Annotated in this window: 16 protein-coding genes; 6 read left to right on the forward strand and 10 right to left on the reverse strand. The window is 34.5% G+C overall.

Annotated features, from left to right (window positions below):
* Positions 1–49 precede the first annotated feature (49 nt).
* On the reverse strand, positions 50–865 hold the full coding sequence (locus ACP5P5_RS01350; RefSeq protein WP_428284324.1) for an alpha/beta hydrolase: 816 nt from the start codon (positions 863–865) through the stop codon (positions 50–52).
* A gap of 207 nt (positions 866–1,072) precedes the next feature.
* Between ACP5P5_RS01350 and ACP5P5_RS01355 the strand changes: the two genes are divergently transcribed.
* The 5 genes from ACP5P5_RS01355 to ACP5P5_RS01375 all read left to right on the forward strand — a co-directional run bounded on the left by ACP5P5_RS01355 (position 1,073) and on the right by ACP5P5_RS01375 (position 6,280).
* Positions 1,073–2,026, forward strand: coding sequence for an ATP-grasp domain-containing protein (locus ACP5P5_RS01355; protein ID WP_428284325.1), 954 nt, complete (start codon positions 1,073–1,075; stop codon positions 2,024–2,026).
* A 32-nt stretch (positions 2,027–2,058) separates the two neighbouring features.
* A complete protein-coding gene (locus ACP5P5_RS01360) occupies positions 2,059–3,168 on the forward strand; it encodes a carboxylate-amine ligase (RefSeq protein WP_428284326.1) in 1,110 nt (369 codons plus the stop codon).
* Between the two features lie 155 nt (positions 3,169–3,323).
* Positions 3,324–3,860 carry an RNA polymerase sigma factor gene (locus ACP5P5_RS01365; RefSeq protein ID WP_428284327.1) on the forward strand — a complete coding sequence of 179 codons (537 nt, stop codon included), beginning with the start codon at positions 3,324–3,326 and terminating at the stop codon, positions 3,858–3,860.
* Positions 3,860–5,269, forward strand: a complete 1,410-nt coding sequence (locus ACP5P5_RS01370) for a hypothetical protein (protein ID WP_428284328.1) — start codon at positions 3,860–3,862, stop codon at positions 5,267–5,269. The genes ACP5P5_RS01365 and ACP5P5_RS01370 overlap by 1 nt, the downstream gene beginning before the upstream one ends.
* Before the next feature lie 27 nt (positions 5,270–5,296).
* Positions 5,297–6,280, forward strand: coding sequence for a hypothetical protein (locus tag ACP5P5_RS01375; protein WP_428284329.1), 984 nt, complete (start codon positions 5,297–5,299; stop codon positions 6,278–6,280).
* A gap of 14 nt (positions 6,281–6,294) precedes the next feature.
* On the opposite strand, the gene mbfA is transcribed toward ACP5P5_RS01375, so the two are convergent.
* The 9 genes from mbfA to ACP5P5_RS01420 form a co-directional block, all read right to left on the reverse strand.
* Positions 6,295–7,248 (reverse strand): iron exporter MbfA, encoded by a 954-nt coding sequence (gene mbfA / locus ACP5P5_RS01380; RefSeq protein WP_428284330.1) that lies wholly within the window; start codon positions 7,246–7,248, stop codon positions 6,295–6,297.
* Between the two features lie 187 nt (positions 7,249–7,435).
* On the reverse strand, positions 7,436–8,401 hold the full coding sequence (locus tag ACP5P5_RS01385; protein WP_428284331.1) for a hypothetical protein: 966 nt from the start codon (positions 8,399–8,401) through the stop codon (positions 7,436–7,438).
* Positions 8,398–8,973, reverse strand: coding sequence for a peptide deformylase (gene def, locus ACP5P5_RS01390; RefSeq protein WP_428284332.1), 576 nt, complete (start codon positions 8,971–8,973; stop codon positions 8,398–8,400). The genes ACP5P5_RS01385 and def overlap by 4 nt, the downstream gene beginning before the upstream one ends.
* Positions 8,974–9,032: 59 nt before the next feature.
* Positions 9,033–9,449 carry a Holliday junction resolvase RuvX gene (gene ruvX / locus ACP5P5_RS01395; protein ID WP_428284333.1) on the reverse strand — a complete coding sequence of 139 codons (417 nt, stop codon included), beginning with the start codon at positions 9,447–9,449 and terminating at the stop codon, positions 9,033–9,035.
* A gap of 13 nt (positions 9,450–9,462) precedes the next feature.
* Positions 9,463–10,371 carry a UbiA-like polyprenyltransferase gene (locus ACP5P5_RS01400; RefSeq protein ID WP_428284354.1) on the reverse strand — a complete coding sequence of 303 codons (909 nt, stop codon included), beginning with the start codon at positions 10,369–10,371 and terminating at the stop codon, positions 9,463–9,465.
* Positions 10,372–10,389: 18 nt separating this feature from the next.
* The gene (locus ACP5P5_RS01405; protein WP_428284334.1) at positions 10,390–11,010 is read right to left on the reverse strand and encodes an RNA methyltransferase; all 621 of its coding nucleotides are present in this window, start codon (positions 11,008–11,010) and stop codon (positions 10,390–10,392) included.
* 53 nt (positions 11,011–11,063) lie between these two features.
* A complete protein-coding gene (lon, locus tag ACP5P5_RS01410; protein WP_428284335.1) occupies positions 11,064–13,460 on the reverse strand; it encodes an endopeptidase La in 2,397 nt (798 codons plus the stop codon).
* Between the two features lie 186 nt (positions 13,461–13,646).
* A complete protein-coding gene (locus tag ACP5P5_RS01415; RefSeq protein WP_428284336.1) occupies positions 13,647–14,216 on the reverse strand; it encodes a porin family protein in 570 nt (189 codons plus the stop codon).
* Between the two features lie 126 nt (positions 14,217–14,342).
* A complete protein-coding gene (locus ACP5P5_RS01420) occupies positions 14,343–15,584 on the reverse strand; it encodes a metallophosphoesterase (RefSeq protein WP_428284337.1) in 1,242 nt (413 codons plus the stop codon).
* A gap of 126 nt (positions 15,585–15,710) precedes the next feature.
* Here ACP5P5_RS01420 and ACP5P5_RS01425 point away from each other — a divergent pair, with 126 nt between their 5' ends.
* Positions 15,711–16,391, forward strand: coding sequence for a metal-dependent hydrolase (locus tag ACP5P5_RS01425; protein ID WP_428284338.1), 681 nt, complete (start codon positions 15,711–15,713; stop codon positions 16,389–16,391).
* Positions 16,392–16,546: the final 155 nt, after the last annotated feature.

The raw sequence follows: 16,546 nt of genomic DNA on the forward strand, positions 1-16,546 counted from the left end.
GAATCTTCTTCCAGCTTTTTTTGTATAAAATATTTGAAAACAGAATAATTTATTTTCCCCAGCCCCATAACAAAAATTCTGTCATTGCACTACCCCATGTTGTAAAATTATGTTTCCCATTTTCAACAAGTAAATAATGAATGTGTGCATCCGTAAAACCTTTAGCTTTTAAAGCTATAATTAAATCAAGTGTATCATCAATGCTATCAATAACACCATTATTATTACGATCAGCAGTTTCATCTAAAGTACCGCATTGTAAAAAAAATTGTAACCATGGATAGAAAGTACCATGCTGCACCTGCAAGTGCATGAGTCTATCTGTTTCATCATTATACCCTTCATCATAAGCTTTTCTTCTCCACCATAAACTTCCGCTAAATACACCTACTTTAGCAAATTCTGTTGCGTGATTCCACACAATATCCAAAGCACTCAAACCACCTAACGAAAACCCAGCAAATGCTTTTTCTTTAAAAGAAGGTGCATGAAATTTTTTTCTTACAAAAGGCAATAATTCATCAAAAATAAATTTTGTATATAAGCCAGCTTTATCACCACGGCCTAAATAATCGGGGCTAAAAGCAACACCATATTCTCTTTTTCGCTCTTCACCACAATAAATACCAACACATAACAATGGGGTTAATTTGTTTTCAGCATTCAGTTGATTTAATTTTTCTAGTAATGGTATTTTAACCAAATCCTGGCCATCATTAAAAAACAACAAACTAACTTCTTCTAATACATGCATATCCGGAGGTACATAAAATTCAACCTCAACATTGCGTTCTAAGTACTGTGAATATAAAGTATGTGCAACAACTGTGAAATTGGTTGTTTCTTGCAAAGCATCCATTGGCATATATCAAATATAATAATTGGAGCGAAGTAAAATTTAAATTTTTGTAGGCAATTCAAAATGCAACTAATTCTCTTTTGTAATAATTACTGTATTCATTTTAGAAAAAAAATCAATAAACATATGGCAGCATAAATAAAAAAGCTTATTTTAATGTTGTAATTTTTTTTAAAAATTCTTTTTTAAGAATCATTTTCAAATTTAGATATTATGAAAAAAATAGGTATTCTATTCGGAAAAGAAAGAAGTTTTCCCCAGGCAATTATAGAAAGAATTAACCATAAACAAATACAAGATATTATTGCAAAACCTGTATTGATAAGTAAAGTTATGCAAGGAGAAGATAGCGGTTATAGTGTTATTATAGATAGAATTAGCCAAGATGTGCCTTTTTATAGAGCCTATTTAAAAAATGCTGCCTTATGTGGTACTGCAGTTATTAATAACCCATTTTGGTGGAGTGCTGATGAAAAATTTTTTAATAACTGCTTAGCAACAAAAATTAATGTACCTGTCCCCAAAACTGTTATACTCCCTTCCAAAAACTTACCCGACGATACTTCCGACGCATCCTTTGCAAACCTAGCATACCCGCTAGATTGGAATGGTATTTTTGAATATGTTGGCTTCCCTGCATATATGAAGCCCTTTGCAGGTGGGGGATGGAAACATGTATTTAAATTAGAAGATGAAGCCGATTTTTTTGAAAAATACAATACTACCGGACAGTTAGTAATGCTTTTACAAGAAGAAATTATTTTTGAAGAATACTATCGCTGCTATTGTATTGGCGGCAAGCATGTAAGAATAATGCCTTATGAACCCCGCAATCCGCATCATTTAAGGTATGAAGCACATTTTAATCCCTCGCCTCAATTATTGCAAGAAATGACCAATATTGTCATTCGAATTAATCAATACTTAGGTTATGATTTTAATACTGTAGAATTAGCTGTACGTAACGGTATACCCTTTGCGATTGATTTTTGTAACCCCGCACCCGATGCTGACAAAGCAAGTGTGGGTGAAGAAAACTTTGAATGGGTTGTAGAAACAGCAGCTAATTTCGCTATTGAAAGAGCCCAAACTCAACAACCGGGAAGAGATAACTTAACCTGGGGTGAATTTGTAAAAAGAAGTTGCTCAAAAAGCGCATTTTATTAATGATTCAAATTAAGAATTGAAATATTTTATATATGTCAACCCCTAACTATCACCAATTTTCTATAGGTATTGAAGAAGAATATATGGTTATTGACCCCGAAAGCCGGGAGCTAAAAAGTCATGAACAAAAAATTGTAATTGAGGGGCAAAAGCTTTTGAAAGATAAAGTGAAAGCTGAAATGCATCAGGCAGTTGTAGAAGTTGGCACTGATGTTTGCAGTAACATAAATGAGGCTTTAGATGATGTTGCTGCCTTAAGAGGGAATATTTCTGCCATTGCCAATAGTATGGGATTAGCTGTTGGGGCAGCCGGTACACATCCTTTTAGCCATTGGAATAGCCAATTAATTACCGACCATGACCGTTATCACCAAATTGTAAACGAGTTACAAGAAGCCGCAAGAAGCAATTTAATTTTTGGATTACATGTACATGTGGGCGTAGAAGATAGAAAAATGGCCATACATATTGCCAATAGTGCCCGCTATTTTTTACCACATGTGTATGCATTAAGTACCAATTCTCCCTTTTGGGAAGGGCGTTTTACCGGATACAAATCATTTCGTTCAAAAGTGTTTGATAAGTTTCCCCGTACCGGCATTCCCGATCATTTTCAAAGTATAGAAGCATATGAGGCCTACGTTAACTTATTAATTAAAACCAATTGCATTGATAATGCTAAAAAAATTTGGTGGGATGTAAGGGTACATCCATTTTTTAACACAGTTGAATTTAGGATTTGTGATGTTCCATTAAAAATAAAAGAAACCATTGCCATAGCTGCACTATTTCAAGCCATTTGTGCCAAATTATATTTATTACGCACACATAATCTTAACTTTATTTCATACCAGAGGGCATTAATTAATGAAAATAAATGGCGGGCCAGCCGCTATGGAATTGACAGCACTTTGATTGATTTTGGAAAAGAAACCGAAGTACCCACCCGACAGCTTATTATAGAATTGCTTGATTTTGTTGATGATGTAGTGGATCATTTAGATAGCAGGAGCGCTTTACAATACATACATACTATTTTAGAAGAAGGTACCGGAGCCGATAAGCAAATTCAAGTATACCAAAACACCAACAGCCTGCCCAAAGTGGTTGATTTTATTCAATCACAATTTTTACAACTATAAAAATCTCTACCATTAAACAATAAGGCAACCTTAACAGTCTATTTTGTTAACAATTTAAAACGATTGGGTATTTTTAAGGAAAGAGTACTTAGTAGGCAGCATTATGCACCACTATGGCATCTTTTTATTGTTAACATAAAAAACCTGCCCCTCAGTTGACAGAGTTGGAAATAATTAAAGGCTGTATTAAGCAACAGGCATCTTGCCAGCGTATGCTTTATGAGCAGTATGCAGGTAAGTTAATGGCTGTTTGTTTGCGTTATGCCAAAGACCCCATGGAAGCAGAGGATATGTTACAAGATGCATTTGTTAGAATTTTTAATTACATTAATCAATTCAAATTTGAAGGGTCATTTGAAGGCTGGATGCGTAGAATAACTGTAAATGTGGCATTAAAATATATACAGAAAAAAAAACTGGCATTTTCTGAAGTAAATGAACAAAAAGATTCAACTGCACAAATTCCACCTACGGCCTATAGCCAATTGGGTGAAGAAGTATTAATGCAACTCATTCAACAATTACCAACAGGTTATAGAATAGTGTTTAACTTAAATGTGATAGAAGGTTATAGCCATGAAGAAATTGCAACATTATTAAATATAAAAGCAAGTACTAGTAGAAGTCAACTGGTAAAGGCTAGAAAAATATTACAGGAACAAATTTTACAACTTCAAAAAATTGCTGTGTAATGACAGATAAACAATTGGATGAATTTTTCAGCCATAAACTGAAAAACTACTCCGCCCCCGTTCCACCCGATATGTGGGAACGAATTATGGCAGAACGACAAAAAAAACCTAAAGCATTTTGGTTAACACCATCCCAAAAGCTAATGCTGGCTGCTACTTTTTTTATAGCAGCTCTATTGCTTGGGTTTTACTATTTTAACAACACAAGTCAAAATAAAAATACTATCGAACATAATACTACACCTATCTACTCCGCAATACCTAATAATGTAAATAATGCTACAACAGAAAAGGATAATTCAAATTTGTCAATTAATAAAACACCCAACAGTATTAATTCTTCCAACTCTGATGTGAAAGCTAACTCCAACAGCATAAACAACAATAATATCAAAGTAAATTCAACTTCAATATTTTCATCATCAAAAAAATCTCAATCTCAAACTTATAGCAGCCTTAACTCCTTAACAAATGAGTATAAAACCGTAAATAATTTTTCTAATGATGAGTATGATTTAAATACAAGTAGTTTTAGTTACAACAGGGTAAATGCTGAACCTGCTTTAAAAAACAGCTTACTATACAATACCAATTCAATACACCTACCTCCACTCAATTTAAGACGCATTTTAGGCTTAGATGCTTGCCCCAATGCCAATGGAGCACAAAGGAATGACTGGTATATTGAATTATATGGTTCACCGGACTATACTTTTAAATCAATAACTGCAAATGGTGCCAGTGCTAATTATTTACAGAAAAAAGATAGTACAGAGCATTTACGAGGTGGCTTTACTGTTGGCGCCAGATTTAGTAAAACCATCGGTGAACGTACTTATTTAAAATTAGGTATTCAGTATAATCAAATTAATGAATTGTTTAGTCAAAGAAAAGAAGATCAGGTACAAACTACTACAGTTATTGTTCGCAGAACCATTACTACACCACAAGGTACCACAACAACGGTTACCGACACTTCATCCGTAACACAAATTGGATACAGGATTATTAAAAGTATGAATCATTACAAGAATGTGGAATTACCGGTTATGTTGGGTTATGAATTTGGTATGCCCGATGCCAATTGGCGCTTCACTGTAAATGGAGGACTTATTTTTGGCCTGTCATCATGGTATATGGGCGAAACATTAGATACCAGTTTACAAGTAGTTGCCATCAATAGTAAATCCAATTCAGGAGTTTATGAACATAGTTTTACTACCAGCATTTATGGAAGTGTAGGAATTTATAGACGAATAACACCACAGTTGGATGTATTTGCTGAACCTTATTTCAGATACAATATTTTAGGCACCAATTCTTTATATGGTGTAAATCAACGTTTTGGTGCCGCAGGAATTAGTTTAGGTACACGTATCCAATTAAACGGACGCAGGCAGCATTTATAAATCAATTGCTATCTTATTGCAAACGCTATGAAAAAAATTCTTTTTTACTCATTACTTCTTTTTATAACCATTAGCAGTTGTAAAAAAGACTTTTCTGATGAATTTACTCCATATCAGGGAATTGCTTTTAATGATACAACTTGGACCAACGAACCCATTAGTAATAGTTTTATTGATTCATTGCAATTGCAAATTGGATTAACCAATCCGTTTTTAAGTTTGTTTAATCCTAGCCTCGACACAACCGTGTGGCTAAAAAATAATATTAGAATAAAAATACCTGGCAAAAGTTGTGTTTACCAAAACAATAATTTAAATGCCGTTACCGACTCAGTTCAGTTAAAATTAATTCAGATAAGAAAAAGAGGAGATTTTATTCGGTATTTGCTTTCGGCAACATCCAGTCAATATCCATTAGTTTGCGCCTCTGCATTTTATGTAAGCTATACAAGCAACAATCAACCAGTTTCCATACTTCCAACCAAACCTATTATCATACAATGGCAGGACGATGATGCGGTAAGCGGAATGCAATACTACAGTGGCATTCCTAATTCAAGTGCACAATATGATATTAACTGGCAAATAGACAATACCGGTACCGTTAGTAACTGGGATACCATGATGAATGGGAATCATATTCTGGGCTATACAATTCAATCAACCCACACACAATGGTTTAGTGCAGGTGCACCAATGGACACAAGTTTGGGCACCACCAATCTAAATGTGGTTTTACCATTAAATTTTACTAATAAAAATACACTTGTATTCGCTGTATTTAATGATGTTAGATCAGTTTTAAAATTAACTCCATCCGCAGGTGAAAAAGGGTTTTATGCACTACATATTCCTACCAATGCCAATATAACCCTAGTAAGCATTTCATTAATCAATAGTAACCTTTATGTTGGCACCAATGTACTTTATGGTATAAATGCAGGATTACAAAAACTGTTTCCAGCTAAAATAAGTCCCCAAGCATTAAACGAATTTCTCAACAACCTTTAGTGTATCAATAAAAATTATCCTGCACCAATTAACCAGCCCACAATAAATACCAATATTCCACCTACAACAACTTGGAATATTGCAGATAGTAATGGTGTATCCATGAAATGATTGCGTATCCATGAAATAATGGCAAGTTCAACCACTACTACAATAATGGCTAATGTTAATGCCGGTTTAAATTGAGGTATGAGAAAAGGGAAAGTGTGTCCTAAACCACCAATAGAAGTCATAGCTCCGCAAACCAAACCTCTTAATACCGGAGAACCACGACCACTAATTTTTCCATCATCAGATAATGCTTCAGCGAATGCCATACTTATTCCCGCGCCAATAGAAGCTGCTAAACCAACTTTAAAAGTATCATCGGGATTAGCAGTTGCAAATGCTGCAGCAAACAAAGGTGCTAAAGTTGAAACAGAACCATCCATTAATCCTGCTAATCCGGGCTGCACAAAGCGAAGCACAAACAATTTCTTGGCTGTTTCTCTTTCAACATTGATTATTCCAGACGCAATTCTTTCCTTATCAATTTCCTCAGCTTTATGTTCATGCTGTTGTTCTTCAACTGCTAAATGGGTTAACAAATCCCGAATATTTGTATCATTTGTTTTTTGGGCCGCTAATTCATAAAAGCTACGAGCTTCTTTTTCCATAAAGATGGCTTCTTGCATAGCTTTTTCAGGTGTTATTATTTCATTAAACCAAAAGGCCTTTCGTTGAAACATACCTTTTACATCCTGTCTTCTTATAAGGGGAATATGTTCGCCAAATTTGCTTTTATATAAATCGGTTAAATGTTGTTTATGACGGTCTTCATCTTGGGCCATTGTCTCAAACACAGTAGCCGATTTGGGAAAATCAAGCTTAAAACTATGCGCAAAATCGCGGTATATGCTAGCATCTTCTTCTTCTGTATGAATGGCTAAAGCTAAAATTTGTGCTTCATTTAAATCCTTAAACCGCATACAACAAATTAATAATTCTTAGAAAATATGAACTTTTAGCAAATTAATACTTTTTTTAATTTTTTAGACAATAGTGTTAATCAATCGCGCTATTAATTGTATCAATCAACATCATTTAATCAATTCCGTATTATCGCAATATGTCTTAGAGAATGTTTAAATGTAGCTTTATGTTTCAACTATTTTCTTACTGAAAATTAAATAAGGTGGCAGTAAAAACGCCCCTTTCTCTTTTTTTAAAGATAACATCCCAGTTGCCTTTATAACGCAATATAGATGGGACCAAATAATTTTTATAATGAGTCATTTCAACTTCCATGCTCACATCAAAATCATACACACCGGCTTTATAACTTAAAATATACCTTCTGCCTTGTACTTCTAAAGTTTGGGTATTAAACCAGGTTACCATTTCATCAACCACTACATCATCTTTTTGTGCTGCAGTTAAATCTTCTTTAGGAGTAATAGTAAATACATAACATAATTGCTGATGATATTCTTGTATGTCTAACCTATAATCATAAAGCTCATGTGCTTTACTATCGTATAAGTCTAATTTATTGCCTATAAAAGGAATTCCCGGTACCTTTTTTCCCGGATTGAAGAAAAGCATTTTCAATTGTTCTTTGTGCTTATCAATACCCGATTTTTGTGTTGTGGCAATACTATGCCCTTTTACAATATTATTTTCACCGCAAACTTTTCCCTTCGTAAAAAATAAAGCCGCATATAGTTCTGCAGTTAAATAATTGTATTCGTGTTTTTTGTTATAAAAATTACCGGTAGTTTTTTCTTCCAGCACATCCATAGTTCGACAACCATCCTGATAATTTTGACGGATTTTACTGTACATTGATGCGATGGTTGCACCTGCTTTATCCTTCATTTGAATATCGTTGTACGCAGTAAAACCCAGCACACGCAAGTTTCGGAACGCCTTATAAAAAGTAGTATCTTCTTTAATTTGCTGCAATAATTTTTCGTAACCAAAGTTGGTTCGAACTAAAACTGCAGGCAATGTGAAGCGTCCGGAGTTGCCAAACCCAACAGTTGTATCGGCGAGGTAAGTTTGTGAAGTAGTGTCTTGTGCCAATACTGTACCGGTTAAACCGGTTAGCATCATTACAACAACAAGTTGTAGTATTCTCATTTGGCAAAAAGCATTTTATAATCTACTTTTATTTTGCCTTTGCTAATGTCATTTAATTTTCCTTGTAATAACTTCTTTTTAAGGGGCTTCAGATAATCAATAAACAATTTCCCATCAATATGATCGTATTCATGTTGAATAACACGTGCAGTTAAACCAGTAAAAGTTTCTGTATGAGGCACAAAATTTTCATCCATATATTTCAATGTAACGAGTTCAGGACGCTGAATATCTTCGCGAATTTTTGGAATACTTAAACAGCCCTCATTATACACCCATTCTTCACCGTTTAAATCAATTAATTCAGCATTAATAAATACCTTTTTAATACCAGGCTCATCAGGATAACGTTCATCATCGTCTTCCATATTGGCAAAAATTTGGGCACTATCAATTACAAATAAACGGATGGGTTTATTTACCTGTGGACCCGCTAAACCAACACCACTACTGGCATACATTGTTTCCCACATATCATCAATTAAGCTAGCTAAACCTGGATAATCGGCAGTAATGGGCGCTGCAGGCTTTCTTAAAATGGGATTTCCATATGCGACTATAGGCAAAATCATATAACAAATTCTAATAAATTCAACAATACATTCAATACCCCAAAGATAAAAGAATATGGCTACATTGACCGCTCTTGTAAATAAGTTTGTAACATAATAGTAGCCGCTATTTGGTCAACATTTTCTTTTACTTGACGTTGCTTTTTTTTCATTCCCATTTCAACCATGGCTTTAGAAGCCATTTTTGAAGTGTATTGTTCATCAACTGTTTGAATGGGAATGCCGGGAAAATTTTTTTTAAGGTTTTGAATGGCTTTATGCACTAATGGAGTAGCGTGGGTAGCGGTTTGGTCTAAATTATAAGGTTCGCCAATTACAATAAGCTCAACCGCTTCTTTGGACACATAGTTTTTTAAAAAAGGTATTAACGTATTGGAAGGTATGGTAGTTAGTGGAGTGGCTATGATTTGCAAGGGGTCAGTAACCGCAATACCAGTTCGTTTTCCACCGTAATCAATACAAAGAATTCTTCCCATTGCTTTTAATTTTCTAGAAAATAAACAAATCGGCAATTACCAATAAACTGAATACCACACTAGCAATGCCATTGGCTGTCATAAATGCAATATTCACCCTGCTTAAATCAGTTGGTTTTACAATTGAATGTTGGTATGACAACATTCCAACAAAAACGGCTATGCCTAACCAATACAAGATATGAAAATGACCATAAAATCCAGCATATATTACACATGCAGCGCTTAAAAAATGTAAAAACGAGGAAATATTTAATGCGTTGGTTTTGCCAACGGCTGCAGGTATGGAGTAAAGCTTTTGCGATTGGTCGAAATCAATATCCTGCAGTGCATAAATAACATCAAACCCACTAACCCAAAAAATTACCGCAAATGAAAACAACAAAGGCAATAAATTAAATTGGCCGGTTACCGCCAAATATGCGCCAATAGGGGCCAAAGAAAGACCTATTCCCAACACTAAATGACATAATGCAGTAAAACGTTTGGTATAACTGTAAAATAATACTACAAACAAAGCAACCGGTGCTAAATAAAAACAAATTTTATTAATAAAGTAGGTTGCTGCCACAAATAACAAACAGTTTAGAATTACAAATCGCAGGGCACTTTCAGGTGAAATAATGCCTTTCGGAATTTCGCGAATAGCGGTTCGGGGGTTACGAGCATCGAAATGACGGTCTAAATACCGATTAAATGCCATTGCCGAATTCCGAGCCGTAACCATACAAATAATAACCAACAAAAGTTTTTGTAATAAATATTGCCACGAGAAATAATGGTGCAGAATAGTTTGGTCTGCATCGGCAAAACCTGCAGTTGAATGCATTACCCCTAAAAAAAAACCGATGAATGCAAATGGCATTGCAAAAATGGTATGCGAAAATTTAACTAAGCTTAAATATTTTTTTACTGTGTGCATCATTACAATTCAACATTTTTAAGATTGCAGTTGTTTAACCAATTCCCACAAAACTATGCCTGCAGCAACTGAAACATTTAAGGAATGTTTAGACCCCCATTGCGGAATTTCAATACACCCGTTGCACAAACTTAGTGCTTCTTCACTTACCCCATCTACTTCATTACCCAAAATGATGGCTAATTTGTTATTTCCGGCCATGGAAAATTGTTGCAACCCTATACTGCCTTTTGCTTGTTCAACAGCAAATATTTCGTAACCTAATTTTTTAAGTTCTGTAATAGCGGTAGTAGTTTCTGGCATATACATCCAATCAACAGTTTCCGTTGCACCTAAGGCTGTTTTTTGAATATCGCGATGAGGAGGTTGCGGAGTATATCCACATAAGCATATTCCTTCTAATAAAAAAGCATCGCAAGTGCGAAATATGCTTCCTACATTATGCATGCTGCGTATATTATCTAACACAACAATTATGGGGTGTTTTGTAGCGGCCTTAAACTCTTGAACCGATTTTCGGCCAAGGGCATCCATACTTAATTTTTGCATGCGCAAATGTACAATAGGCAATAGAATGGTGTACATAAAAAAAGTTCCCTCATAAACATGAGGAAACTTAACCCTTAAAACAACCAACATGAAAACATTATAACAGTTATTATCTGTATTTGTTCATAGGTTGTACTATAATTTTACACCAGGGCCAAATCAAGCACCTGCTGCATGGTTTTTACATAATGAAACTGAAGACCTTCAATAAAATTGCTGTCTATTTCCAGCACATCTTTTTCATTTTGCCAGCACATGATAATTTCTTTTAGTCCGGCACGTTTAGCGGCTAAAACTTTTTCTTTTATTCCTCCAACCGGCAATACTTGACCACGTAATGTAATTTCACCGGTCATGGCCAAATAGGGCTTCACTTTTCTGCCGGTAAATGCCGAAGCTAATGCAGTAAGCATTGTAATACCTGCACTTGGACCATCTTTTGGTGTTGCACCTTCCGGAACATGCACATGTACATTATGCTTATGAAAGGCTTCACTTTCAATACCCAGTTTTTTAGCATTGGCCTGTAAGTAAGTATAGGCAGTAGTTGCACTTTCCTTCATTACATTGCCCAAATTCCCCGTTAATTTTAATTCACCCTTTCCTTCACTGAGTACGGTTTCAATAAACAAAATATCACCACCAACATAAGTCCAAGCCAAACCAACGGCAACACCGGGCATATTGGCCATTTTATACATATCATTATTATAACGTTGAGGCCCTAGAATTTTTTCAACATCAGACAAGGTTAATGCTGATTTTATTTTTTGTTTGGTAGCATATTCTTTAGCTTCATAACGCATAACGGATGCCAATTGACGATCAAGTTCACGAACGCCACTTTCACGAGTATAGCTTTCAATAATTTTTTCCAATACTTTATCGGAAATTTTGAAGTTTATTTTTCCCAAACCATGCGCTTCTTTTTGTTTAGGAATTAAATGACGCTTCGCTATTTCAACTTTTTCTTCAATGGCATATCCACTTAAGTCAATAATTTCCAAACGATCACGTAATGCGGGTTGTATGTTTTGAATATCGTTAGCTGTTGCAATAAATAATACTTTACTCAAGTCGTATTCTAACTCTAAATAATTGTCATAAAAAGTATTATTCTGCTCAGGATCTAACACTTCCAGTAAAGCAGATGAAGGATCGCCACGAAAATCATTTCCAATCTTATCTATTTCATCTAAAATCATTACCGGGTTTGAAGTTTTTACTTTTCTTAAATTTTGAATAATACGACCCGGCATTGCACCGATATATGTTTTGCGGTGGCCCCTAATTTCACTTTCATCATGTAATCCACCCAAGCTTAATCGTACATATTTTCTACCCACAGCATGAGCAATGCTTTTACCTAATGAAGTTTTACCAATACCCGGAGGACCAACAAAGCATAAAATGGGGCTTTTCATATCGCCTTTTAGCTGCAGTACCGCTAAATATTCTAAAATTCTATTTTTAATTTTTTGCATGCCATAATGCTCGGCATCTAAAACTTGCTTGGCATGTTTTAAGTTGTAATTATCGTTCGTGTATTCCTCCCAAGGCAAATCAAGTAATAAATCAAGGTGATTGTAAACAATGGAATAGTCAGGTGTACTGGGATGCATACGTTCTAACTTTTCTATTCCCAGTTGAAACATATTTTTTGCCGATTCAGGCCAACGTTTTGTTTCGGCCTTTTTTTTCATGTCGGCAATTTCTCTTTCGTTGGGATCGCCACCTAACTCTTCTTTTATACTTTTTAGTTGTTGTTGTAAAAAGTAATCGCGCTGTTGTTTATCTAATTCAAGCCTTGTTTTGCTGGTAACTTTATTTTTTAATTCAGCAAATTGAAGTTCTTTATGTAAGAAAGCAGTTAACCTTTCCGCCCTTAGTTTAATACTTTCCAACGTTAACAAATCTTGTTTTTCGGTAATGGAAGTATTTAAATTACTACTTACAAAGTTGATAAGGAATGAAGGGTTTTCAATATTTTTTAATATAATGGATGCTTCAGTAGGAATATTAGGCGACAACTTAATAATTTCGGTAGCCAAATCACGTATGGTGCTGATATAAGCATCAAAATCAGGATCATTTTCAACCGCCTTATCTTCTAATAATTTAATTTGAGCTACAAAAAAAGGGTCCTCACTAATCATGTGTAAAAACTCAAACCTTTTTTTGCCTTGAATAATGATGGTGGTGCCTCCATCAGGCATTTTAATTAACTTCAATATTTTAGCAACTGTTCCAATTCGGCATAAATCATTTACCGTTGGATCTTCTACTTCTGTATCATTTTGTGCTAAAACGCCAATTAGTTTATCGGACTTATAGGCTTCGGTTACCGCTTTAATACTTTTATCGCGCCCAACAGTTATGGGCAATACTACACCAGGAAATAGCACAGTATTTCTTAATGGTAATAAGGGCAATGTATCGGGAATAGATAAGTTTTCTTCATCGTCTTTTTCATTAATGGCAATTATAGGCATAAAATCGTTCTCATCTTCAGCTGATAATAGTAATTTGTTAGTATTCATAAGCTATTTTCTAAAATAAAAGTCAATTTGTCATTTATACGAATGTATAAACGAATTATTTGTGAGTAATAGCATAAAACAATATTAATGCCATGGGGTTAATTTCAATTTTTTTGGTACAAATTGGCGCAAAAAAATGGCATACCCGGTAAGATATGCCACATCAACAATATATAATCCAGTTTTTTAGAATCTCAACCCTATACCCAATTGTATTTGTTGGCTTTTCCAATTATTTTGGTTATTAATATCGTTTAAATTATTTAAGCCAATAGCATACCTACCGTATACTCTTAAGTATTTAAAGTTCAGTTGAAGGCCCCCTACCATCGCAAAGTCGCCCGATTTAAAAGCAGTTTGACCGTTTTGCAATAAATTATCATTTTTATTTAACAAAATGCCAAATTGCGGACCCGCATTTAAAGTAACCAAACTACCTAAGTTATACCTAAGTAACACAGGTATTGACAAATAATCTAATTTAATATTTTGATCGGGAAAGAAAATTGTATTAAAAGTTGCTGATTTTGTAGCGGACTGGCTCCATAATACCTCCGGCTGTATACCCCATTTTTTGTTGAAATCTATTTCAGCAAAACCACCTACCTGATAAGCTAATTGAAATCCTTGATTGAAGGATTCTCCATCTATTTTGGTAAGGTTGCCACCGGCTTTAATACCGGCTCTAAACGACTGTGCTTTAATGCCGGCAGTTGTTATAATAACTAATAAAATAAGTGTGATAATTCGTTTCATAAGTTAAGTTTAAGTCATCATAATTCAATCATTATGCCAAATAATGTTGTATGTATAATGACTTATTTTCAAAGGGAAAATGAATAACTCTATTTAACAATATAACAACATTTGCAGGGAATTGTATTATGACAATTCAATTATAGTAATCTCAGGCAAAATACCCACCCTTCCTGGATAGCCTATAAACCCGAAACCTCTGTTCACATATAAATATTGGTTGCCTTCTTTATACAAACCGGCCCATTGCTTATACATCCACTGTACAGGGCTGAATTTAAAAAATACAGTTTCAACGCCAAACTGCATACCGTGGGTATGTCCGGCTAGCATCAAGTCAATATCTGGATATTTAGGTCTTACCTCTGCATCCCAATGGCTGGGGTCATGACTCATTAAAATTTTGAATGCATAAGGTTCGGTACCCTTATATGCTTGCTCCATTTTCCCATATTTTGGGAAACGCCCCTTTGCACCCCAGTTTTCAATGCCAATTAAAGCAATGGCATCGCCATTTTTTTCAATAATTACATGTTCATTCATTAACAAACGCCAGCCCAATGATGCATGTACTTTTTTCAAATTTTCCAGATTCTGTTCTTTTGCTTGTAAAGATGGCCAGGCTATGTAATCACCATAATCATGATTACCCAGTACACTGTAAACACCAAAAGGAGCGCTTATTTTGTTAAAAACATCAATGTAATTATTCATTTCTTCATAACGGTCATTTACCAAATCACCGGTAAATAAAACTAAATCGGCTTTTTGTTGCATTAACAAGTTTACCCCTTTTATTACTTGTTGTTTATTGGTAAAACTGCCACTGTGTACATCACTAATTTGTGCAATTTTAAAACCTTTAAATGCATTGGGTAAATTAGGAAATTGCAAATGCACGTATTTTATTTGATAGTTATATTTATTTCGATAACCATATATAAATGTGCCTAATAAAGTTGTACCAAAACCTATACCCAACCAACTCATCACAACAGAACGATGAATAGCTGCCATTTCGGATGAATTTGCATTTTTAGCTGGCATTAAATGCACCAACCATTCAATACCTCTTCTTATATCGTCGGCTACAAAAAAAACACAGCCAATAAGTTTCGCAATAAATAAACCCACCAATACAGAAAAAATATAATTGCGATAAAATTTGGTTATCTGTACACTTCGTAAATAGGGCATGGCAAAAAGTGCTAACCATGCTGCCAGCGCAATAATCCAATAAATAATGGTAACAACTAATTGTACAGAAACTGAAAATCCTTGCATAACTGTTGCTACTGCCTGAAAAAAATAAACATCAACTAATATAAAAATTACAATAACAAACCACCAAAAACCTTTTCTACGCATACATAAAATTTAAATAAGTATATACTTTGCTTTTGAAATTTGATTGAGCATTTAATGTTGTTTAAACATCTTTCAAGTAATTTTGTTACAAGGAATGAATTTATTTTTCAATCTAAAATTTAAATTATGCAACTCACATTTTATGGTCACGCATGCTTTATGATTGAAGTACAAGGCAAAAAAATACTTTTCGATCCATTTATTACATATAACGAACTGGCGAAAAACATATCGATTGATAGTATTAAAGCCGATTACATATTTTTAAGTCATGGCCACGCCGACCATATAGCCGATTGTATTACTATTGCTAATAACACCGGTGCAAAAGTAGTGGCTGTTTTTGAAATTCATGAATGGCTAAACAAAAATGGCGTAACCAATACGCACCCCATGAATACCGGTGGAAAATGGCAATTTGAATTTGGAACTGTAAAATGTGTAGTAGCACAACACAGTAGTGCTTTACCCGATGGAAGTTATGGTGGCAACCCAATTGGTTTTGTTTTTACAACCCCGGAAGGCAATTTTTATTATAGCGGTGATACAGCCTTAACACTCGATATGCAATTAATACCCGGTTGGGCAAACCTAAACTATGCTATATTACCCATTGGTGATAATTTTACCATGGATGTACAAGATGCTATTAAAGCTGCCGATTTTGTAAAATGCAATCAAATTATTGGGGTACATTATGATACTTTCGGTTTTATAAAAATAGATAAAGCCGCTGCCAAACAAGCATTTGCAAATGCCGGAAAAACATTGCATTTACCTGCTATAGGCGAAACAATTGCCTTATAGTTTTTTTTAATTTTTACTATATAGCCTCTATTCCAAATAAGAATAGAGGCTTCTTTTTTAATGTCAAGTAAAGCGAACTTTTCTCTATTAAAAAACGAACAGTATTCGCCGCATTGTTAAAATATACCCAATTAAAAATGAACACATGCAACAGA

This window comes from Hydrotalea sp. (genome assembly GCF_049968455.1).
In the GTDB taxonomy this organism is placed as follows: domain Bacteria; phylum Bacteroidota; class Bacteroidia; order Chitinophagales; family Chitinophagaceae; genus Hydrotalea.